The sequence below is a fragment of the Streptosporangium heterodermiicola genome (assembly GCF_051390675.1).
In the GTDB taxonomy this organism is placed as follows: domain Bacteria; phylum Actinomycetota; class Actinomycetes; order Streptosporangiales; family Streptosporangiaceae; genus Streptosporangium.
On sequence record NZ_JBPJSR010000011.1, the window covers coordinates 229905 to 251060 of the forward strand.

Consider the following 21156-nt stretch of genomic DNA (forward strand, 5'->3'; position numbering starts at 1 on the left):
CTTCCCTGTCATCCCTTGAGTCCGCTGCTCGCGATGCCCGCGAAGAACTGCCGCTGCAGGAGCAGGAAGACGATCACGAGCGGGACGGAGCACACGAACGCCCCCGCCATCAGGGTCGGGTAGTCCGTACCGAACTGTCCCTGCAGCCCCGCCAGCCCGACCGGCAGCGGCCTGTTCTCCCCCGAGGGCGAGACGATGAGCGGCCACAGGAGGTCGTTCCACGAGTAGAGGCCGGTCAGCACGGCGAGCGCGGCGAGCATCGGCCTCGCCATCGGGAGCATGACGTGCCAGAACACCTGGAAGGTGTTGGCGCCGTCGAGCCGCGCGGCCTCCTCGTAGTCCTTCGGCATGGTGAGGAAGGCCTGGCGCATCAGGAAGGTGCCGAACGCCGAGAACAGGCCGGGGACGGCGAGCGCCGGAAGGGTGTCCAGCATCCCCAGGCCGCGGATCAGCTCGTACTGGCCGATCAGGAACAGCTGGCTCGGCACCATCAGCATCGCGACGAACAGGCCGAACAGCGGGTTGCGGCCGCGGAAGGGGATGCGGGCGAAGGCGTACCCGGCGAGCGCCGCGACCGCGAGCTGACCGGCGACCCGCAGGACCAGCGAGCCGACCGAGACCGCGAACATCGACCAGAAGGGCACGGTCGTGAAGAACGTCGCGAACGCGTCCAGGCCGAGGCCCTCCGGCAGGATCGTCGGCGGGATCCTGGTCGCCTCGGCGGTCGACTTGAACAGGGTGAGGATCTGCCAGACGAACGGCACCACCATGATCACGGCCGCGAGGACGAGAACGACGTGGATCGGCCAGGTGGTGGCCTTCTTCCCACGCCGCCGGAGACGCGGAGCGGTGGTCTCAGCCATAGAACACCCACGATCTCTGGAGACGGAACTGCAGGGCCGTGGCGAGCATGATCACCATGAGCAGCACGATCGCGATCGCGGCGCCGTAACCCTGGTCGAACTGGACGAACGCCTTCTCGTAGAAGAGGTAGACGATCGTCTTGGAGTCGGCGAGGGCGGTGTTGTTCACCCCGCGCAACATGACGAAGATCAGGTCGAACATCTGCAGGGCGGCGATCACGTTGAGGATCGTGATGAAGAAGACGCTCGGGCTGAGCAGCGGCACGGTGATGTGCCGGAACTGCCGCACGCGGCCCGCGCCGTCCAGGGCGGAGGCCTCGTAGAGGTCCTTCGGGATGGCCCGCAGCCCGGCGCCCAGGATGATCAGGTTGATGCCGAGACCCATCCAGACGCCCACCACGCCGAACGCGTAGATCGTGAACCGGGGATCGGCCACCCAGAACTGACCGGAGACGCCGAACCACGACAGCACCGAGTTCAGCAGCCCGAAGTCGCCGTTGTAGATGAACCGCCAGACCATGCCGATCGCGACCGGCAGGGTGACCACGGGCAGGAAGAAGAGCACCCGGTAGACCGCCCGCCCCCGGCCGACCTGCTCGATCAGCGCCGCCAGCACGATGGCGACCGGGACGCCGAGCAGGATGATCGCGGTGTAGAGGGCGGAGTTGCCGAACGCCTTCCAGAAGTCCTCGTCGCCGACGAGGTTCGCGTAGTTGTCCAGCCCCACGAAGGTGGCGGGCCCGAACGCCGGAACGTCCTGGAAGCTCTTGATCATGGTGGACAGGAACGGCCACAGGTAGAGGGCGGCCAGGCCGATCAGCGCCGGGGCGATGAACACGGCCGCCCACCGGCCGCCGGGCTCGCCGACGCCCGTACGGCGGCCGCCCGGCCGCCGTACGGGCTTCGCCGCCCTCACGGGCTTCGTCGTCACGGACGTCATTGCTTCGCGAGCACCTCGTCGACGGCGGCCTGGTACTCCGTGGCCGCCTCCCGCACAGGCTTCTTGCCGTCCCACGCGGGGGCCAGGTACCGCGCGGAGAGCCCCTGCCACTCCGACGCGTTCCCGGCGACCGGGAGGGGGACGCTGTACTCGACGGCGTCGACGAACACCTTCAGCTTGAACTCGGGCATCGCGTCGAGCCACGGCTGCTGCGTCCCCTTGTACGCGGGGAGCACCGTCCCGGTGGCGGCCTGGATCTCGGCGGCCCTGGTCCCGCCCAGGAAGGCGAGGAACCTCTTCAGCTCCTCGGGGTGCTTGCTGCCCGCGTACCCGGCGTTGCCGATGCCGCTGGTGACGGTGGCGCGCTTGACGCCCTGCGGCAGCGGCGCGACGTCGACCTTGCCCTTCAGGTCGGCGTTCTTGTGGAAGCGGAAGGCCCAGTAGGCGCCGGAGAAGTACATGGCGACCTTCTGGTTCTCGAACATCGAGACGGCCTCGGTGTCCGACAGCTGCCGCAGCGTCGGCGACGAACCGGCCGCCTGCAGGTCGGTCCAGAACTTCAGCCCGGCGACGCTCTCCGGGCTCGCGAAGCCGGACGCGGTGCCCTCGGCGTTGATGATCGACCCCCCGGCCTGCAGGATCGTGTTGTAGTAGCCGCCCTGCGGGTCGATCGGCGCCGCGATGCCCCACACGCCCTTCGCCTTGTCGGTCAGCTTCTTCGCGGCGTCCTGTACGTCCTGCCAGCCCCAGGTGTCGTCCGGGTAGGCGACCTTGGCGGCGTCGAAGAGCGCCTTGTTGTACCAGATGCCGTTGGTGTCGAAGTCCTTCGGCAGCGCGAACAGCTTGCCCTCGTAGGTGTAGGAGTCGGTGACCGCCTTGGGGTAGACGCCCGTGTCGATGCCACCGGCCCTCACCGTCTCCGACAGGTCGAGCAGCTGGCCGCCCTTCGCGTACTCGCGGAAGTGGTCGGCGAGCATCCAGAACGCGTCGGGCGCGGTCCCGCCCGCGGCGCCGACCTGGAGCGTCGACCAGTACTCGGTCCACGGCAGCGTCTGGATCCTGACGGTGACGTCCGGGTTCGCCTTCTGGAACTCCGCGGCGATCTGCTCCATCGCGGGAGCCTGGTCCTCGCTCCAGTTGGCGTAGGTGAGGGTGACCTTCTCACCCGGCGCGGCACCCGCCCCCGACCCCGGACCGGACCCGCAGGCCGCGAGAAGTGCCGTCGCCGTGACCATCGCCACGGCCGCCATCCACGTGCTTTTCATGGTGTTCCTCTGGTTGTGCCGTTGATCGTGCTTCGTGCTTCGTGCTTCGTGCTTCGTGCTTCGTGTTTTGTGCTGTGCACCGGTCGCCGTGATCGGCGGGTGTCATCGGTTCGGCGTCCTCGGCCGGATGTCCACCGGCCGGACGTCCACCGGCTGGGTATCCACTGGCTGGATGTCCACCGGCGGGTATCCACCGGCCGGGTGTTCACCGGCTCGGCGTCATGGGCTCGGCGTCATCGGCGAGGTGTCATCCGCTGGTGGGGGGACGTGCAGGGTCGTGTCGACCCAGTCGACGTGCACACCGGCGTCGTCCGGGGTGGCCGTCTCGCCGCGCAGGCAGAGGGTCCGGACGCCCAGCACCGCCAGGCCGAACTCCGTGACGGGCCTGCCCGCCTCGACGACGGCGGTGAACAGCTCGCGACCGTCACCGAGCACGCGGACCCTGGCAGCACCGCTCGACTCGTCGTCGACCCCGACCGCCCCGGTGAACGTCTCCACACGCCCGCCGAGGTGAAAGCGCGCCTCCGAGTACGGCGCCGTGCCAAGCCCGCGCTCGAACCCCTGACCCGCCACCCGCATGGGCCGCCCGTCGCCGGGATTGCCCGCCCCGTTCGACTGGTCCCGCTCGACGGGCCCGTCGTCGTTGACGAAGGCGATCATCGGCAGGTCCGAAAGGGCGTGGTCACCGGGCGTCAGCGGCCGCACGACACGCACATGCGACACAACAGGCACCCGCCCGTCACCAAGGCCGTCATCCTCGCTCTCGTCCTTGCCCCCGTGCCCGGCGCTGCCCTCGCTGTCGCCGTCCCGCTCGACGGTCACGACGCCGAGACGCCCGGGAAGCAGGGAGGCGCCGGGACGGACGGCCCAGCCGCTCTCGCCGACGCGGTCGGCCGACCAGCCGGGGGGAAGGCGCAACCGGACACCCGCGTCGGTCGTGATCGACGCGGTCCCGTCCGCGCCGACCTCGGCGACGGCCGGATACACGGCCGGTACGGCCTGGCGAGGCCGGGGCCCGGCCCGGAACAGCTCGGTGCCCGCCGGAGCGACGATGGCGACGAAACCTCCGTCGCGAGCGACCTCGACGTCGATCACGTCACCGGCGGTCACGGTCGTCTCCACGAGCCCGGTCGCCGCTGTCCGGCCGGCCTTCTCCGCGAGCCCGGTCGTCGCTGTCCGGCCGGCCCTCTCCGCGAGCCCGGTCGCCGGTACCTCACCGATCATGGGTGACGCGTCGCCGACGATCCACACCCGGGCGTCCGCCCCCACCCCGAGCGCGTCGAGCGGTACGCGGATCGTACGGGCCTCCCCGGTGGCGATCCCGCCCACGAACCACCGGTCGCCGGACCGGCGGGCGATGACCGCGTGGCTGTCGGGGTCGCCCGCCAGCAGCACGGTCTCCGCCCAGTACGGTGCCAGCTCCGCCAGGAACCGGGCCGCGAGCGGGCGGCCGGCATAGGCATCGACATGATCGGCGAAATGGGTGATCCCGCACTCGAACACCACCGACAGCCCGAGCTCGTGCCCGTCGCCGGTCGTGCGGTTCGCGGCGCCGAACGCGACCGGCGTGGCGTCCATGCCGCCCACGATGTTGCGGGTGAACGGCTGGATGACGTTGTGCGCGGCGGTGAGCGCTTGGTTCTCGAAGAACACGTAGTACTCGGCACCCCGGATCGCCTCGTACCCGATCACCTGCGGGAACGTGCGTGCCCAGCCGCGCGGGATGACCGAGCCGTGGAAGTTCACCATGAGGCCGAGCCGCGCGGTCTCGGCGAGGATCGTGTCGTACCAGCGGTAGCGGTCCTTCGACTCCGACTCCATGAAGTCGACCTTGATCCCGGCGACGCCCCAGGACCGCCACAGCGCCAGCCTCCGCAGGTCCTCCGGGCTGTTCAGGTCGCGCCAGATCGTCCACAGGTGCACCTGGACACCCCGGCCGGAGGCATAGGAGACGATCTCCGGTACCCAGGTCTCCTCCCACCCGCAGTCGATGAGCAGGTGTTCCCAGCCAAGATCGGCGGCGACGTCGACGAAGTGCTTCTGCCTGTCCAGCTGGGCGCCCGAGTAGAAGTCCGACCACCACGACCAGGCCGCCCGCCCCGGCCGTACCCACGCCGCCTCCTCCAGCTCGGGAGAGGCCGCGGGCGCCAGCTCGTCGACGAGCAGCGAGGACACCAGCTCCGCCAGGGGCCCGACGAGGAGGACCCGCCACGGCGTGACGACGCCCCGGGTGACCTCGACACTCTCGTCGGCGAGGGCGAACCGCAGCGTCCGCCCGCCGTCCTCGAATTTCCCCGCCACGACGTGCGCGCCCGCGAACCGCCCGTCGATCCCCGACTCGGTGATCAGGACGTGTTTCGTCTCGTCCAGCCGGACCAGGAACGGGAGCCCGTACGCGCCCTCCGCCAGCTCGGCGCTGCCGACCCCGAAGCGGGGCGTCTCGTACCAGGTCTGGTAGTCGAGCACCCAGCTCCGTGACCCGGCGGGAAGCGTGAGCGCGGTGCGATCACCCGTGACGCGGGCGGTCCCGTCCAGCGCGGGCAGCGCGTAGCGGACCGCGACGCCGTCACGCGCGACGCGCAGGATGACCTGCCATTCGACGCCACCGGCCTCGCGGAAGGCGTACACGCTCTCGCGGTGCTCGTAGTCATGATCGCCGACCGACTTGCCGGAGCGGGCGCGGAACCGGTCGCGGACCGTACGCTCGGAGACGCGCACGAGCTCCGCGTCCGCCGTCCCCAGCTCCGTGCCGTCGAGCACGAACCCGAGCGGGACCCGGTCGAGGACGATCTCCTCCCGCCGGGTGACGGTCAACCGCACTCCCGTGCCGGTGTTCTCGACCCGGGCGTCGACCGGACCCGCGTTCGCCGCGGGTCGGGAGCGTACTTCGTCGGTCACCACGTTCTCCATCAGATGCCGTCCGGCTGCTCGGGCGGTGGAGGGCCACCGCCACATATCAATGACGCTATCTGCCTTGTGATTCATCGTGAAATGGGCTTTTACAGGTAGGGGATGGACGATCCGATGGTGTAAGCGAGGCGGTACTCCGTCAGGCCCGCCCCGCCGGGCCGACGGTCACCGCCCCGCCAGGCCGGCGGCCGTCGCCCCGCCGGGCTCGGATCGCCGCTCGGGCCGAGCCGATGATCACCACCTCACCCGGCGATCAGGACTGGGCGGTGAGGGCCGTTTCGGTGCGGCATTTCGCCTCCGGTCGGGAAGGGGGATGGACTTCACCAGGGTGCGTCCGCTCAGGTGAGGTAACTATGAGCCCAGCTGGAGGCCGTAGGAATGGTGGAACCGGTGGACTAGCTGGACGATCCGACTATTCGTCGGTGCGCTGCGGAGGGGTGAGAGCCGGAGCGCCGGACCGAAAGGGCGACGACACAACCGGCAGAGGCCGGCCCGGCGGGATGTAGGGGCAGCACCCCGCCGACGCAGGTGAGGCCCGAGGTCCTTGACAGCGCCGGACCCGGCACGATAGAAAACCATCCAGTTATAGAACCGAAAGGTAATAAAAAGTGGCTGCCGACGTTCTCGACGCGACGTTCGCCGCGCTGGCCGACCCGACCCGGCGAGCGATCCTGGCCCGCCTGATGGAGGGCGAGGCCACGGTGACCGAGCTGGCCGCGCCCTTCGCGATGAGCCAGCCGGGCATCTCCAAGCACCTGCGGGTGCTGGAACGCGCCGGCCTGATCTCCCGCGGACGTGACGCGCAACGCAGGCCCCGCAGGCTGGAGCCCGGCCCGCTCAGGGACGCCATGGACTGGCTGGCCGACTACCGCTCCTACTGGGAGGAGAGCTACCAGCGGCTGGACGCCCTGCTCTGCGAGCTCGAACCCGGCGGAGCGAACGCGGCCGAACGGGAGAAGCGGCAGCCCGGCGAGGCGACGAACGACGCCGAGCGGGAGACGCCGTGATGTCACGGCAGGACCAGGCCGAAGGTCTGACGGTACGGGCAGTGTCCGACACCGACCTCGTGCTCACCAGGACGTTCGCCGCCCCCCGCCGGCTCGTCTTCGACGCGTTCACCCGGCCCGAGCTGCTCCGGCGGTGGCACGGCGCCCGCGGCTGGCACCTCGTCGTCTGCGAGATCGACCTGCGCCCAGGCGGCGCCTGGCGCTTCGTCTCACGCGGGCCGGAGGGCGCCGAGCTGGGCCAGAGCGGGGTGTTCCACGAGATCGACGCACCCGGCCGGCTGGTCCAGAGCGAGGTCCACGACGGCTGGGAAGAGGGTGAGGCCCTCGTCACCACCGTCTTCGACGAGCGAGACGGCCGGACCGCGATGACCAGCACAGTGCGCTACCTCTCACGGGAAGCCCGCGACAGCATGCTCCGCACCCCCATGGAACGCGGCGCGGGCGAGGCGTACGACCGTCTCGCCGGAATGCTCGACGAGACGACCGCGAACGCCGACCTGTGACGCCCGCCTTGGAAGGCGAGCCGTGATGCCCGACCGCGAAAGACGAGCCGCGACGACCGCCAGTGAGGGGCGAACCGGGATGGCCGCCCGTGAAGGGCGGGTCGTAACGACCGTTCGTGAAGGGCGAATCGCACTGACCGCTCGCGAAGGGCAAGTCGTAATCACCGACCGTCTTGGAAGGCGAGTCGCGATGACCAACCTGAAAGGCAAGCCGCAATGACCGACGCCCAGCCCACGCGGACCGAGATCCCGGCCGACATCGCCGATGTCCCGGCCAACCCCACCAACCCGCCCGTCCCTCCCGGCACGCTCCTCCTCGAACTCGTCCCGGTGCCCGTCAAGGACATCGACCGGGCCAAGGCCTTCTACGCCGACCGCCTCGGCTTCAACGTGGACGTCGACGTACGGCCCGCGGACGGGGTCCGGATCGTCCAGCTCACCCCACCTGGCTCGGCCTGCTCGATCACCCTGACCGAAGGTGTCCCGTCCCTCGACATGCCGGTCGGCACGCTGCGCGGCCTGCACCTGGTGGTGAGCGACATCGAGGAGGCCCGCGCGGCACTCCTGGAGCGCGGCGCGGACGTGGGCCCGGTCGAGGACCTGGGCGGCGTCCACTACGCCGCCTTCACCGACCCGGACGGCAACACCTGGACCCTCCAGCACATGCCCTGGCGCGTCTGAGAACGCTTCCGAAGCTGCCCGGGAAGGTCGAGGAAGTCCCCTTCCAAGCAGTCGCCGTGACGCGGGAAAACGCCTCGACCCCGAGCGATTTCTCTGCTCCGATGCCCAGGTGCGCGTCACCTGGGCGGCGGTTCACAGGCGGCCGCTTCGGCGGTGGGCAGGCAGACCCGTATCGCCTGGATCGGCTCGCCCGGCTCGACGTTCATGAGCCATACCTCGCGGCCCTGGGCGTCGTGGTCGGTGGCGTGGGCGGAGAAGGTCACCCTGCCGGTCTTGCCGTCGAACTCCTGGCCGCGAAGGTTGTAATGAACGCCGCTGCGGATGTCGTCGGTGCCGCTCTGTACGCGATAAGCGTTGAACGCGATCGCGACGGCCTGGGCCGCGTCATAGCCGAACGCGACGTGCGCGGAGGAGACGCGGGATGGCGGTTCAGCCGCCCCTTGCTGCGAGGTCTTCTTGCCCTGGCCGGGAGAAGTGTCGCGGACGTCGGTCAGCGCTATGAAGGACATGCTCACGTCGTGTTTGTCCAGGTTGGATCCCACGTCGTTGGCGACGCTACCGGTGACGTCGTCCGATGCGAGCAGCCTGACGCCCTGCCTTTCGCACGAGGCGGCCCATGCGCGCTTGAGGCTGCTCAGAAAGTCGGCCCTGCCCGTCTAGTAGATCACCTTCGCGCCCGACGCGCAGGCGTCACCCACTGCCGCGTCGAGCGAGGCGTCATCGGTGAAACCGTGCTCCGTCTTCCCGCCAAAGGACAAATCGGGTCAGAGGGAAACGGAGAGGCGGGAGCAGCGTGCCCTTGACCCAGCGAGCCAGGAGGCCGTTAACGCCCGCCACCTGCTCCACGATCGCCGTGACGTCCGAGAAGTCTTCCGCATTGATCTCCGCGTGCGGCGCCCGCCGGTAGAAGTATCTCGCCGTGTCGCCCGCTTTGTTGGCCGGTTCCGTGTCGCCGGTAAACACCAAGATAGGCCGCCCGATTTCCCTGGACACGAGTGAGGGACGGCGCAGGGCTTCATTCATCACCTGGTAAACGGGAGTATTGGGCATGCGTGATCAAGCCTCCGGAATGATGTCTCGCGCCCCCACACGATTCGCTAAGGCGAGCGTACGTCGATCGTCGCGCTCCCTTGCCTGATCTGGCCAAATTTCGGAATCTGGGCCCGGTTCAAGCCATTGAACGCCGGTCGGCAGGGCTGAAACCGTGATTCGCGGCCGCTGATGTCAGGCCTGCCAACGGTCCATTCGCCCGCGGTCCCTCGAAGGCTCACACCGAGCAACCGGCCGCGTCCGCCGCCTCCGGTTACGAGCCTCATGGGCGCCTCCCGGGCATCGAAACCGGAAGCTCCGGTGTCGAATGCCGATCAAAGCTTGAGAAAGCGCGACCGCAGGCGAACAAGCGATTGACAAACTCGGGGAAGATACACGAATCTCGCAGCCTCAAGCACCGGACGAAGAAGAAGGTCAGAGAAATTCCCATCCCACATCTTCCGGTCGCCATTCTTCGCGAGCACATTGACGCCTACGGCGTTGAGGACGACGGTCGGCTGTTTCACATGACCAAGGGTGGTTCCTGCTCCGGCCCGGCATGCTTCCGCGTCTGGTTGGTCGGCTTCGAGGAGGACGAAGGCACGGACGGTGACCGCCGCGCGTGGCTTGGGCGGCCGGACCGGCCTCTCAGCGGTTGGTCAGCCCTGGGACGCCTTCACGGAGCCGCTTCGGCGGTGTGCCGGTCGTGCCGCTGCCCCCACCACGGATGCCGGGTCATCGCTTCCAGCGCGGTCAGCCGGGTCTCGCGCACTTCGGCCGGCTCGGTCGCCTGCTCGCCGGTCTGGCCCCCTCCATGACCTCCCGCGCCGACCGCGGCGCGTCTGTTTGGCGCTGCCGGGCAAAGAAGTGTGCGTGCGAAGTCAACCAAGTGAATCAAGTGTCGTCCATAATCCTGTTTGAAGTCCGGACCATCAACATTTCGAAAGCCGCCGCCGAAGCGCCGCAACGACCGGGGGATTTATAGTTCGAATGCGAACAGCCGTATCCGCGATTGCGGTAGCGGCGGCGAGTGTTATTTCAACGATGATGGTTGCCGCGCCGGTTCACGCGGCACCGGGGCCCTGCACCATCAAGGCGGGGGACGGCGACTACCGCGCGTGGGTTTGTGGCGGGACCGGCGGGTTCTCCGGCGATGTCGCCTGCCTTGACTCTTCCGGCCACCAAAAGGACTCTTCCGGCCACCAAAAGTAGGGATCATATGAAACTGACGCGGATCAAGTCGGCAGCTGCCATCGGCGGCCTGACAACGGCGCTCTTTCTAGCACCGTCGACGCCGGCACAGGCAGCCGCCGGTTGCGCCAACGGCACCCAGACGGACATCGGGTACACCATCCTTTCCGGCGGATACATCAAAGGTTCGGCCAGCTACACAAGCTGCCCGGATCGGCCGATATCCCGGGCCGAGATCTGGATACGCAGGAACGGTGGCCGGCTGTTTGCCACAGAGGTCGAGATCAAGGGCATTGCCACACCGTCGAGCCGATCCTTTTCGCCCAAGGATCGTATTTGCCAAAACCCGAGGATCACGAGCAGATACGACACCTTTGTGGTCTTCTACCATTCAGACGGCGGGACGACGGAGTTGCGCTCGAACTCGATCACCGTTCCGTGCGAGTAGCTTCCCCGAAACCTGAGTCACGTCCATACCTCAGATCGGCGGAGGAACGTAATTCCATGAGGTGCGACGGGGCCCTCTTTGAGGGCGCCGGCCATACCGTTCCCATCATGGAATGTCGCCCGAAGCGCCTCAGCACCAGACCAGCGCCCATCTGATCCGGACGGCTGGGGGTGCTGAGAGTTCTACACCCGCATTACCGTGTGTCGGAACGGCGCAAGGGTGCCGAAAAGAATCGGAACAACGCGACGGCTGAATCATGTCGGGAAACCTGCATCGCAACAGTCGCGCTACACGAAGTTTCGCAAATCAGGGAAGGGTTTTCTGTGCGGAAGACTATTGCTCACCTGGGCGTACTTGCCATTTCGCTCGGGATTGCGATCGTAGGGCAGGTCCAGCCGGCCAGTGCGGCCATCAACTGCAGTAGCGGTACCAAGATGGACATTGGGTACACAATCAAGGATGGCGCATACATCAAGGGGTCGGCGAGCTACACCAGCTGCCCGAACCGCGCGATCCAGTCAGCCGAAATCGTTCTCCAGACAAAGATCGCGCTTGGCGGCTGGAGTGACGTGAGTCAAACCCGTGTCACGATATCAGGGATCGTCACGCCTTCTCAGAGGTCGTACTCTTTCAAGGATCTTCCTTGCAGGGCGGACACCATGATGGATTGGCGTGATTGGCGCACGAAGGCCACCTGGAAGCACACCTCGGGCACTACCACCAAGTATTCGAACGTACTGCGGACGGTAGCGGACTGCCGGCCATAAGAGCTGAAGGAGCTGGGACCAATCTGAATCTGGTCAGGTTGGTCCCAGCGGCGAACGCTCACGGCGTCGGCGCACCGCGACCCCCAATACCCTTTCAGTCATAGGAGAGCAGCAAGTGAAACCCCTCAAGAAGATCGCGGCAGTTATCGGTGCGGCGGGAATTGTAGTCGGCGGCGTCTTGGTCGCCGCCCCGGCACAAGCCGCGGGTTCCGTCATCGACATTGGCTACACCATCGTCGATGGGCGGTACATCAAGGGGTCGGGCAGCATGACGAACAACGGCGACTACACCAACGTTTGTGTGGTGATCATGGGAAAGAAGAACTCGAGCGGCTACTCGGACTACACGATGGCTTGTCGCACCAACCGCGGCTCCGCTACATGGAGCGCTCCGGACGTGTTCGCCGGGAACTTGGAGGGAGGTGCCTGCTATGAGTTCTACACTCGGATCAGCGCTTACAAGAATGGCACTCGCGTGGCCAACAAGAACTCGAATCACGTCAAGGTAGGCACCTGCGAGTAGATTCAGTGGTTGTGGCCGGCTACTACTCCAGCCGCACATCGGGATCTCGTCGAGGTCGGCGGTGTTGTACGGACGTAGCCATGTGCATATAGGCACCACAAAGAGGAACGGCCACCGCTGTGATCATTCAGGTGTGATGGATCTGAAGATCACGCGGTGGCCGCGTTGGCCAGAGTGGAACACCCGAGCATTGCCCGTCTGCACGCTGGCCTGGAGGACGCGTTCGCCCGCGCCGCAGGCCGGTTCCGGCGGGAAGTGCGTCTGCACGCCCGCATCCAGGGACCGCTGTCTGGCGTGGAGCGCGAGAGCGGCCGGTCGTTGGCCGAGTACGCCGGTGAGGCCACCTGGACGAGACGCAACGGCTGCTGAGCACCGGGAGGAACTCCTGACCTTCGCCGCGTTCCCACGAGAGATCTGGAAGCGGATCTGGTCGAACAATCCGATCATCACCGGCACGGGCAAGGTCCGCGCCGACGTTATCGCCAAGAGGCTTCCCCAGCCCGCATGGCAGCGCCTGGCGTGCGGCAACGGCACTGACTGCGTGTTTGAGTAGTGATCATTTGGTGCGGCGGGCTCGTTTGAGGGGGCGAGGGCCGGGTCGCTGGGCGGGATGACCTCGGGTGATGCGTCGCACCAGCATGTTGATCACGGCCCAGCGGATCATGGCCTCGCTGGTCGGCGGCTGACGCTCATAATCGCGAACGAGCCGCCGGTAAGCCATCAGCCAGGCCAGTGCCCGCTCCACCACCCACCGGCGGGGGTGCACCCGAAAGCCGCGCTGATCGGCAGGCTTGGCGACGAGGTGCACGATGATGCCCAGCACGTGGCGTGCCCAGATCACCAGACGGCCGGCGAAACCCTGGTCGGCGAACACCACCCGGCAGCGACCACTTAAGTACAGCCCCAGCAGCATGGTGGTGGCCCCGGCGCGGCCCTGCACTCCGGCGGAGCGTACCGTCACCGCCATCAGCAGCCCGAGGGGGTCGGTGACCACGAATCGTTTGCGGCCGTTGATCTTCTTGTTCGCGTCGTAGCCGCGACTGTCGGCCCCGACGGTGTCGGCGCCCTTGACGCTTTGGGAGTCCAGCACTGCGGCTGAAGGCTCGGCATCGCGGCCGGCTTGCCTGCGGACGCGTCGGCGCAGCACGTCCAGGATCTGCTGGGTCACTCCCTGGTCTTCCCAGCGCACGAAGTGCCAGTAGACGGTCTGCCAGGGCGGGAAGTCGGCCGGCAGGTGCCGCCAGGAGCAGCCGGTACGCACCACATACATGATCGCGTCCACGACCTCACGCCGTGGATGCTTGTCCGGGCGACCGTCCCAGTGCGGGACAGGCAGTAGCGCCTCGATCAGCGCCCACTGCTCATCAGTCAGATCAGAGGGGTAAAAACCGGTCTCGTGTCATGTCTCACCCATACCCACCTGGCAAAACGGTCCAACGATCACCTCTCAAACACCCACTGAGGGACGCCGGTAAGCAGACGTTCTCACTGGTCGGAAGAGTGCCCCCGGCATGATTCGAACATGCGACACCCGCTTTAGGAGAGCGGTGCTCTATCCCCTGAGCTACGGAGGCAGGGGCTCCTAGTAAGAGTAGCGAAAGTGGCGAGTGGTTGCGCGCCCTGAGGGGGAGTTGGGGGCAGACGGTGGGTTATCGCTTCGCTGGCCTGGAGTAAAAGGGCGGCAAGTGGGCGGGTGTGCGGTGGTGGGCGAGGTTAGTGTCACGGTCCGTGATCGACAGGCGACGGAAGCGCATTCGCGGGCATCGCGCCCTGCGGCCGGTGGTGCTGTGTGGCGCGATGCTGGCGCCCGCGCTTCTGGCCGGGGGGTTACTGGTGGCCGAGCTCACCGGCTACGAGGCGGCCGTCCGGATGGCCGACGCCGATGCCGAACCCGAGGGACCTGGAGAGGTCGACTGGTACGGAAGAGCAGAAGAGGCCGAGAAAGCGGCGGAGGCGGAAGAAGCCGAGAGGGCCGGGGAAGCCGAGACGCCTCACGGGGGCGAGGGCCTCCGGGTGGCGGGCGGGGAGCGGCGGGGATTCCAGGGGGGTGGGGGAGCCTGGACCGGTTCGGCGTCCCGGCTGGGTGTCGGTGGGCCCGGCGGGTCACCGGACGAGGAACCGCCGGGGGATGTGGTGGCCGTGGTGCCGGTCGTGGTCGGGCCCGTACGGAGCCGGATGTTCGAGGCGAGGCTGGTGCCTCCGCCGTTGCGGCCGGAGCGGGTGTACGGGGGATGGGTGCCCGTCGCGGCGAAATCGGGAGTGCGTCGTACGGAGGAGCACCCGAGTGGGCCCGACCGGCTGGACGATGCCCATGAGACGAATGGGACAGATGGTGTAGGTGAGACGGATGTGGTCGTTCCCATAAAGACCCATCCGCAAGGCTCCAGAGGGCCACGGAAGGTGGCGTTGCCGCCCCCTGTGGCACCTGAGTCCCGAGGGGAGCGGACGCCGCCACTCGCGCCACCTGAGCCCCGCGACGGGTGTTCGGCGGAGTGGAAGGGGACGTGGCTCTGGGAGGTCTGCAAGAAGCGCGGGCGGCAAGAAGTCTGACTTGTCCAGTCACGAAAAGGGGTGTTCGGCGCATAACGGCTGTAGAGAGCTGGCCCGTGCACTTGGTCAGCTGTAGTAGCGTGCGTGCCTGACCCAGGTCACGAGTTCGCAAACGGAGGGGTCGAACGTGCCACCTCGTCGATCAGCGGGTCTGATCGCCGTCGTCGCGACGATGACTTCCTTCCTGCCGGGAGCCGCTGCCGCGCAGCGGGCGCCGGCGGAGGTTCAGGCCGTCGTTGCCGCGGAGCCGGTGAATCTCACAGAACTGCGTCGTGAGGCGGAGAAGGCCGCGAAGGATCTTGAGGCCGCGACCAAGGCGCTGGAGCAGCGGCGGGCCCAGATCCGTACCTCGGAGAAGGAGCTCTCCACCAAACTGCGGGAGCTGCAGGGGGCCGAAAGAGCCTTCGCCCAGGTAAGGCAGCCGCTGTCGGACCTCGTCGGGGTCCTCTACCAGCAGCCGACCGGTGGTGACGTGGCCGGTTTCCTGTCCGGCGAGTCCGGCACCGACACCCTGCGCGCGATGGCCGGTCTCACCCAGATCGTCGCCGAGCGCGACCTGATCCTTGAGGACAGCAGCCGCCTGCAACTGGAGCGGGAGCGCCTGGCGGGCGAGGCGCAGGAACTCCGGGCGAGCAACCTCCTGGCGGAGGCGCAGATGGGCGCCGAGATCGAGACGCTCAGGGTGCGCTCGCAGAAGATCGTGCAGTCCCTGACCAAGGCGCTGGTGAAGCTGGGCGTCAAGATCAACAAGAATGGGCGTCCCGCGGCCGGGTGTGACCCGACCAGGGCGACCTCGATGGACGAGTTTCCCAACGGGCTCATCCCGCAGGCGTACCTCTGCCCGCTCCAGCAGCGGGGCAACCAGCTGCGGGGGGACGCCGCGCTCGCGTTCATCAGCCTCAACGAGTCGTACAAGCGGCAGTTCGGCAGGCCGATGTGCGTGACCGACAGCTATCGGAGCCTGGCCGAGCAGCAGTCGGTCTACTACACCCGCCCCGGCCTGGCGGCGGTGCCCGGCCGCAGCAACCACGGCTTAGGACTCGCCGTCGACCTGTGCGGGGGCGTCGAACGCTTCCGCTCGGCCGAGTTCAACTGGCTGGAGACCAACGGCAAGAAGTTCGGCTGGATCCACCCGAAGTGGGCCTATGTCAGCCCCTTCGAGCCCTGGCACTGGGAGTACGACCCCAAGATCGGCTCCCTGCTGTAAGGGGGCTCACCCGGTCCAGCGCCGTACCCGCTCGCCGGGACCGACCATCCCTGAGCGGGTATGGCGGCCAGGCCCTCCCGATTCATCCCGTGCGAGGGCCGATCGTGATGGAGAGCCGCCCGCCGGCCTGGGCGGAGGCGAGCTCGGTGGCCTGGGCCGACGTGGTGGCCAGCACGATGAGCGCGCCCCGTTCCGACTCCCCGCCCGGGGTGGCCAGGACCGTGACGTCCTCGGCCGCGACGGTCGCCGGGGCATCGCCGTCCCATGTCGAGGTGGCGGCGAGCAGGTCCACCACGTCGCCCGGCGAGAGCAGGCGCGCGGTCTCGGGATCGGCGACGCGTACGGGGGTGGCGACCGTTCCCTCTCCGTGGGCGGCCAGCAGGCCGGGACCGAGCAGGCGGACGTCGGTCAGCGGCTCCCCGCGCCGCGCGGGACCCGCCAGGATCTTTCCCGCGTACGGCGCGCCGGGCCTCAGGGCGCCGTCGGGGACCGTGCCGGGTCTCAGGGGAGCCGGTGTCAGGTCGGCCGGCTCCAGCACGCCTCCGGGAAGATCTCTGGCGGCGGTCAGGACGGTCACCGAGGCGGTGTCCGGGCGCAGCGCCAGTACGGCGCAGCCCATCGCCAGGGCGGCGACGGCGGTGGCGATGAGACGGTGACGGCGGTCGAGGAAGCGGCGCAGGGCGCGCATGACTGACTCCAGGGATGGGAGCCGGGCGGCGCGGTGCCCGTGATGAGTGGGACGTCTCCGCCGAGTGGCGGTGAGGTGCCCGTGACGGGTGGGACGACCCGGCCGAGTGACGGCACGGGGCCCGTGGTGGATGAGACGCCCGGCCGAGTGGCCGTGCGGTGCCCGCGGTGGATGAACGCCCCGCCGGCCGGCGGGGCGGAGGACTCGCGACGGATCCGGGTGGTTTGGAGGACGGAGTGGGATTCAGCCCTTTTCGGGGTTCTTCAGGGGACTCACCTGGCGGTGAGGCTGGGGCGGCCGACTACGGCGGGATCAGCCGGGGAGGTCGAAGGGGAGCTTGAGGCCGTCAAGGGCGTTCTGGCAGGGACAGGTGCGCTCTTCGGGGAGGGCGGCGACGACGTCGCCGACGAGGGAGCGCATGCGGCCGACGTTGGTGGCGAAGAAGGCGAGGACCTCGTCGTGGGTGACCCCCTCGCCCGCCTCGACCCCGGCGTCGTGGTCGGTGACGAGGGAGATCGAGGTGTAGCAGAGGGCCAGCTCGCGGGCGAGGACGGACTCCGGGAAGCCGGTCATGCCGACGATCGACCAGCCGTTGCCGCTGAACCAGCGGGACTCGGCGCGGGACGAGAAGCGCGGGCCCTCGATGACCACGAGGGTGCCGCCGTCGGTCACCTCCCAGTCGGCGGAGCTCGCCGTGGAGACGGCCGCGGCGCGACCCGAGGGGCAGTAGGGGTCGGCGAAGGCGACGTGGACGACGCCGCCCGTGTCGTAGTAGGTCTGCACCCGGCCCGAGGTGCGATCGACGATCTGGTCGGGGACGACCAGGGCGCCGGGGCCGATCTCGGCGCGCAGGGAGCCGACCGCGCTGGGGGCGAGGACCTGGCGGACGCCGAGGGAACGCAGCGCCCACAGGTTCGCCCGGTAGGGGATCCGGTGCGGGGGGAAGCGGTGGTCGCGTCCGTGGCGGGGCACGAAGGCGACCGAGCGCGACCCGATCCGGCCGACGGTGACGACGTCGCTGGGCGGGCCGTACGGCGTGGTGATCTCGACCTCTGTGGCGTCGTCGAGCAGGGAGTAAAACCCCGAACCGCCGATGACTCCGATGTCCGCGCGAGTGACCATGGAGCTGAGGTTAGCGCCACGGACCGGTCCCTGAGGAGCCCGGGTGACAGCCTGTGGATAACCGCGTCCCAGGGTGGCCGCTCGATCGCTTTCGGCGAAACCTGCGGGACGCCGATCGGAGGCCGTACGGGCTGCCGCGTTACCGGTGGTGGGCGGAGGGGGCGGGGTTCGTCACCCACCCTCGTCACCCACCCGCTTCGGCCGATGAGGGTCGCGGCCCTGGGCGGCCGCTCGTGAACGGCCAACCGGGGGCAAGGGGGACTAAGCGGCTCAGGAGGCCGCGGCGGCCGTGCTGCTCGCGGTCTTCGTCGGCTTGGAGTCCGACGAGGACGAGGAGCTCGACGACTTCGACGAAGACGAGTCGGACGAACTCGACGAGCCTGACGAGTCGGAGGACTTCGACGACGAACCTGAGGAGTCCGGGGAGCCGGAAGAGCTCGACGAACCGTTCGCGGACGTCACCGTGCTCGACGACGAGGATCGGCTGTCGGTCCGGTAGAAGCCCGAGCCCTTGAAGACGATGCCGACCGCGGAGAACACCTTGCGCAGGTCGCCCGCGCAGCTCGGGCACTCGGTGAGAGCGTCGTCGGAGAACTTCTGGACGATTTCGAACTGGTTGTTACAGGCTGTGCAGGCGTACTGGTAGGTGGGCACGCGCTCCTCCTCGTATGATCCGCGCCGATTGGCACTCTAATGGCGCGACTGCTAATGGTACGCAGCCGACAAGCTTAAACGCGAGTCGGAGTCCTCGCATTCCGTAGCCGGATCCCGATCAGATGGGGCCGGACCCCGCCCCGGACGTGGCCCGGCCTGGTGGATCGAGTGTCGCCGGCTCCCGATTCGGCCGTATCTGAATTCCGCTTCGATTGTGGCTGGACGCCGGTTCGGACACGGGCCGTCTCTCGGATCGGGGGGGCGCCGCACCCCTGTCGGGTGCCGGATGCCGCTCGGGTGCCTGACCTCAGTCGGCCGCCGCCCTCCTGATCAGACACCGGAACCCGATCAGATGCCACCCCTGGTCAGCCGTCGGGCTCCGGTCCAGACACCGGACCCCGATCAGGTACCACCCCTGATCAGACGCCGGACCCCGATCAGACGCCGGAGCCCCGTCAGGTGCCGCGTTCGCCGAACCAGCCCGCGAGTTTGCCCTTGCGGCTGATCGCGCGCATCCGGCGTTCGACCGTGTCGCGGCAGGCGGCCGTGGTCACGACCAGCAGTTGGTCGTCGACCCTGATCCTGGTGGAGTCGGTGGGGACGAACGTACGGCCGTCTCTGACGATCAAGGTCACCTGGGCGTCCGAGGGCAGCCGCAGCTCGAAGATCTCCACGCCGTGCAGCATGGACGTCGGCGGCACCCTGACCTGGAGCAGGTCGGCGTTGAGCTCCTCCAGCGGCGCCGACTCGACCTCCAAATCGCGGGCCTCGGCGGGCGTGGTCAGCTTGAGGAGTTTCGCCACGAACGGCAGCGTCGGCCCCTGCAGCAGGGTGTAGACGATGACGATCACGAAGACCTCGTTGAACACGAACTTGGCGGTGCCGTCGGGAACGGAGGTGGCGGCCCAGGGGATGGTGGCGAGCACGATGGGCACCGCGCCGCGCAGCCCGGCCCACGACAGGAAGGCCTGCTCCCGCCAGCCCAGCCGGTCGATGCGCGTCAGCCGGGTCAGCAGCGCGGAGACGATGATCGACAGAGGGCGGGCCACCGCGACCAGGATCAGCCCGGCCACCAGGCCGGGCACGATCGCGGACGGCATCTCCGAGGGGCTGGCCAGCATGCCGAGCATGACGAACAGGCCGATCTGCGCCAGCCAGGCCACACCTTCGGCGAAACCCCGTGAGGCCGCGCGGTGCGGCATCCGGGAGTTGCCCATGACCAGTGCCGCGAGATAGATCGCGAGGAAGCCGCTGCCGTGCAGCAGCACGGCTCCCGCGTAGGCGACGAACGCGAGCGCGAGCACCGCGATGGGGTACAGGCCGGAGACGGGCAGCGCGATGCGGCGCAGCGCGTACGCGCCGAGCGGGGCGACCGCCAGGCCGACGGCCGCGCCCACCACGAGTTCGAGGAGCACCTCGAACAGCGCCACGCCCAGGCTGGGCGAGGTGGCGGCGCTCAGCAGCATGACGGCGATCACCGTGGGCGCGTCGTTGAGACCCGACTCGGCCTCCAGGATGCCCGCGAGACGTGAGGGCAGCGGCAGGCGGCGCAGTACGGAGAAGACGGCGGCGGCGTCGGTGGAGGCGAGGATCGCGCCGAGCAGGAACGCGGTCCGCCAGTCCATGCCGAGGATCAGGTGCACCGGGATCGCGACGGCCGCGATGCTCACTCCCACGCCGACGGTGGCGAGCACCAGGGCGGTGGGAATGGCTCCCTTGACGTGGCTCCAGGTGGTTGTCAGACCGCCCTCGGCCAGGATGATCGCCAGCGCGATCAGGCCTATCTCCTGCGCGAGCTGCGGGTTCTCGAACTGCAATCCGAACCCGGACTCGCCGACGAGCAGCCCGAAGCCCAGGAAGATCAGGAGGCTGGGCAGCCCGCTCCGATGGGCGACACGTACTGCGACGATGGCCGCGATGACGATTCCGGCACCGAGAAGCAGCCAGACGTCCAGTCCCATCTGGTCCCCTCTCTGACTCCGGGGACCATTGTGTCGTATTCGGGAGGGCTGCCACGCGCGGGTGGCGCGCACTCCCTGTCACGATCCTGACGCTTTCCGCCCCGCGTCCGGCGACGGTTCCGCGGTCCGGTCACATCCCGGTTCCGCCCTCCGGGCACACTTCAGCGAGGCCGATGCACGGCCGACGCCCGGCCGGTCAAACACGCCACCGCTCTACCGCTCCGCCGATCCGGCCCCGAGAACGCGCCGGCCGGTCAGGCCTCCGCGACAGTGGTCTTGAAGATCCCGTCGGGGGTCGCCGCGTAGCGGACCGCGAGGTCGTGGGGCTCGGCGGGCACGTCGTCGACCAGCTCGCCCTCGTGGAGCAGCGCCACCGTCGGCACGTTCGGGCCGACCCTGGCCAGCGCCCGGTCGTAGGAGCCGCCGCCCCGGCCCAGCCGTACCCCGGTGGTCCTGTCGACCGCGAGCGCGGGCACGATCACCAGGGCCGCGGTCCTGACGGCGTCGACGCCGCGCCGGGTGTCGACCGGTTCCATGATCCCGAAGCGGCCGGGGGCGAGGGTGTCGGGGCCGTCGTACACCGCCCAGTCGAGATCGTCGTCGTCGCGGAGCACGGGCAGGATCACGGTCGCGCCGTGTTTCCACAGGGCGAAGACCAGCCCGTGGGTCGCCGGTTCCGTACCGACCGACCAGTAGCACGCGACCAGCCCGGCCATCTGGACCCAGGGCCGGTCCAGCAGGGACTCCCTGATCTGCACGGAGGCCGCGTGCCGCTGCTCATCGGGGATCGAGGCGCGTGCGGCCTCGATCGTGGCACGCAGCGTCAGCTTGTCCACAGGTCCCTCCA

Annotated in this window: 20 protein-coding genes, 1 tRNA gene and 2 pseudogenes; 9 read left to right on the top strand and 14 right to left on the bottom strand. The window is 68.5% G+C overall.

Annotated elements, in window-relative coordinates:
- Positions 1–8 precede the first annotated feature (8 nt).
- From ACSC1Q_RS24450 to ACSC1Q_RS24465, 4 genes are all read right to left on the bottom strand, one after another.
- On the bottom strand, positions 9–863 hold the full coding sequence (locus ACSC1Q_RS24450) for a carbohydrate ABC transporter permease (protein ID WP_436761038.1): 855 nt from the start codon (positions 861–863) through the stop codon (positions 9–11).
- Positions 856–1794, bottom strand: coding sequence for a carbohydrate ABC transporter permease (locus ACSC1Q_RS24455; protein WP_436761039.1), 939 nt, complete (start codon positions 1792–1794; stop codon positions 856–858). The genes ACSC1Q_RS24450 and ACSC1Q_RS24455 overlap by 8 nt, the downstream gene beginning before the upstream one ends.
- Positions 1795–1799: 5 nt before the next feature.
- Positions 1800–3068 carry an ABC transporter substrate-binding protein gene (locus ACSC1Q_RS24460; protein ID WP_436761040.1) on the bottom strand — a complete coding sequence of 423 codons (1269 nt, stop codon included), beginning with the start codon at positions 3066–3068 and terminating at the stop codon, positions 1800–1802.
- A 219-nt stretch (positions 3069–3287) separates the two neighbouring features.
- Entirely contained in the window at positions 3288–5966 is a 2679-nt protein-coding gene (locus tag ACSC1Q_RS24465) for a glycoside hydrolase family 97 catalytic domain-containing protein (RefSeq protein WP_436761041.1), read from the bottom strand.
- 620 nt (positions 5967–6586) lie between these two features.
- On the opposite strand from ACSC1Q_RS24465, the gene ACSC1Q_RS24470 reads away from it, so the two are divergent.
- The 3 genes from ACSC1Q_RS24470 (at position 6587) to ACSC1Q_RS24480 (ending at position 8169) form a co-directional block, all read left to right on the top strand.
- A complete protein-coding gene (locus tag ACSC1Q_RS24470) occupies positions 6587–6985 on the top strand; it encodes an ArsR/SmtB family transcription factor (RefSeq protein ID WP_436761042.1) in 399 nt (132 codons plus the stop codon).
- Between the two features lie 41 nt (positions 6986–7026).
- Positions 7027–7488 carry an SRPBCC family protein gene (locus ACSC1Q_RS24475; protein WP_436761043.1) on the top strand — a complete coding sequence of 154 codons (462 nt, stop codon included), beginning with the start codon at positions 7027–7029 and terminating at the stop codon, positions 7486–7488.
- Between the two features lie 216 nt (positions 7489–7704).
- The gene (locus ACSC1Q_RS24480) at positions 7705–8169 is read left to right on the top strand and encodes a VOC family protein (protein WP_436761044.1); all 465 of its coding nucleotides are present in this window, start codon (positions 7705–7707) and stop codon (positions 8167–8169) included.
- A 116-nt stretch (positions 8170–8285) separates the two neighbouring features.
- Here the strand turns inward: ACSC1Q_RS24480 and ACSC1Q_RS24485 are convergent, their stop codons facing one another.
- From ACSC1Q_RS24485 to ACSC1Q_RS43365, 3 genes are all read right to left on the bottom strand, one after another.
- The gene (locus ACSC1Q_RS24485; RefSeq protein WP_436761045.1) at positions 8286–8711 is read right to left on the bottom strand and encodes a hypothetical protein; all 426 of its coding nucleotides are present in this window, start codon (positions 8709–8711) and stop codon (positions 8286–8288) included.
- A gap of 175 nt (positions 8712–8886) precedes the next feature.
- Positions 8887–9192 (bottom strand): hypothetical protein, encoded by a 306-nt coding sequence (locus tag ACSC1Q_RS24490; RefSeq protein ID WP_436761046.1) that lies wholly within the window; start codon positions 9190–9192, stop codon positions 8887–8889.
- A gap of 682 nt (positions 9193–9874) precedes the next feature.
- Positions 9875–10165: a DUF8825 domain-containing protein gene (locus tag ACSC1Q_RS43365; RefSeq protein WP_495573948.1), complete on the bottom strand. Its 291-nt coding sequence runs from the start codon at positions 10163–10165 to the stop codon at positions 9875–9877.
- Positions 10166–10417: 252 nt separating this feature from the next.
- On the opposite strand from ACSC1Q_RS43365, the gene ACSC1Q_RS24495 reads away from it, so the two are divergent.
- The 4 genes and pseudogenes from ACSC1Q_RS24495 to ACSC1Q_RS24510 form a co-directional block, all read left to right on the top strand.
- On the top strand, positions 10418–10837 hold the full coding sequence (locus ACSC1Q_RS24495; RefSeq protein WP_436761047.1) for a hypothetical protein: 420 nt from the start codon (positions 10418–10420) through the stop codon (positions 10835–10837).
- Positions 10838–11719: 882 nt separating this feature from the next.
- Complete coding sequence (locus ACSC1Q_RS24500; RefSeq protein WP_436761048.1) at positions 11720–12127, top strand: hypothetical protein; 408 nt, start codon at positions 11720–11722, stop codon at positions 12125–12127.
- 165 nt (positions 12128–12292) lie between these two features.
- On the top strand, positions 12293–12496 hold the full coding sequence (locus tag ACSC1Q_RS24505; protein WP_436761110.1) for a hypothetical protein: 204 nt from the start codon (positions 12293–12295) through the stop codon (positions 12494–12496).
- Positions 12489–12569, top strand: a pseudogene (locus ACSC1Q_RS24510) (transposase); the annotation flags it as partial. The gene ACSC1Q_RS24505 and the pseudogene ACSC1Q_RS24510, both read left to right, overlap by 8 nt.
- A gap of 114 nt (positions 12570–12683) precedes the next feature.
- On the opposite strand, the gene ACSC1Q_RS24515 reads toward ACSC1Q_RS24510, so the two are convergent.
- Entirely contained in the window at positions 12684–13499 is an 816-nt protein-coding gene (locus tag ACSC1Q_RS24515; protein WP_436761108.1) for an IS5 family transposase, read from the bottom strand.
- Positions 13500–13628: 129 nt separating this feature from the next.
- Positions 13629–13701: transfer RNA gene (locus ACSC1Q_RS24520), tRNA-Arg, on the bottom strand.
- Positions 13702–14927: 1226 nt separating this feature from the next.
- On the opposite strand from ACSC1Q_RS24520, the gene ACSC1Q_RS24525 reads away from it, so the two are divergent.
- Positions 14928–15884 carry a D-alanyl-D-alanine carboxypeptidase family protein gene (locus ACSC1Q_RS24525; protein ID WP_436761049.1) on the top strand — a complete coding sequence of 319 codons (957 nt, stop codon included), beginning with the start codon at positions 14928–14930 and terminating at the stop codon, positions 15882–15884.
- Between the two features lie 82 nt (positions 15885–15966).
- Here the strand turns inward: ACSC1Q_RS24525 and ACSC1Q_RS24530 are convergent, their stop codons facing one another.
- On the bottom strand, positions 15967–16572 hold the full coding sequence (locus ACSC1Q_RS24530; RefSeq protein ID WP_436761050.1) for a CpaB family protein: 606 nt from the start codon (positions 16570–16572) through the stop codon (positions 15967–15969).
- Positions 16573–16884: 312 nt separating this feature from the next.
- On the bottom strand, positions 16885–17694 hold the full coding sequence (locus ACSC1Q_RS24535; protein WP_436761051.1) for an S-methyl-5'-thioadenosine phosphorylase: 810 nt from the start codon (positions 17692–17694) through the stop codon (positions 16885–16887).
- Between the two features lie 289 nt (positions 17695–17983).
- Between ACSC1Q_RS24535 and ACSC1Q_RS24540 the strand changes: the two genes are divergently transcribed.
- On the top strand, positions 17984–18193 hold the full coding sequence (locus ACSC1Q_RS24540) for a hypothetical protein (RefSeq protein ID WP_436761111.1): 210 nt from the start codon (positions 17984–17986) through the stop codon (positions 18191–18193).
- A 14-nt stretch (positions 18194–18207) separates the two neighbouring features.
- Here the strand turns inward: ACSC1Q_RS24540 and ACSC1Q_RS24545 are convergent.
- The 3 genes and pseudogenes from ACSC1Q_RS24545 to ACSC1Q_RS24555 all read right to left on the bottom strand — a co-directional run.
- Positions 18208–18348: pseudogene (locus tag ACSC1Q_RS24545) on the bottom strand (FmdB family zinc ribbon protein); the annotation flags it as partial.
- Positions 18349–18803: 455 nt separating this feature from the next.
- A complete protein-coding gene (locus ACSC1Q_RS24550; RefSeq protein ID WP_436761052.1) occupies positions 18804–20309 on the bottom strand; it encodes a potassium/proton antiporter in 1506 nt (501 codons plus the stop codon).
- 254 nt (positions 20310–20563) lie between these two features.
- Positions 20564–21145, bottom strand: coding sequence for a 5-formyltetrahydrofolate cyclo-ligase (locus ACSC1Q_RS24555; RefSeq protein WP_436761053.1), 582 nt, complete (start codon positions 21143–21145; stop codon positions 20564–20566).
- Between the last annotated feature and the right edge of the window lie 11 nt (positions 21146–21156).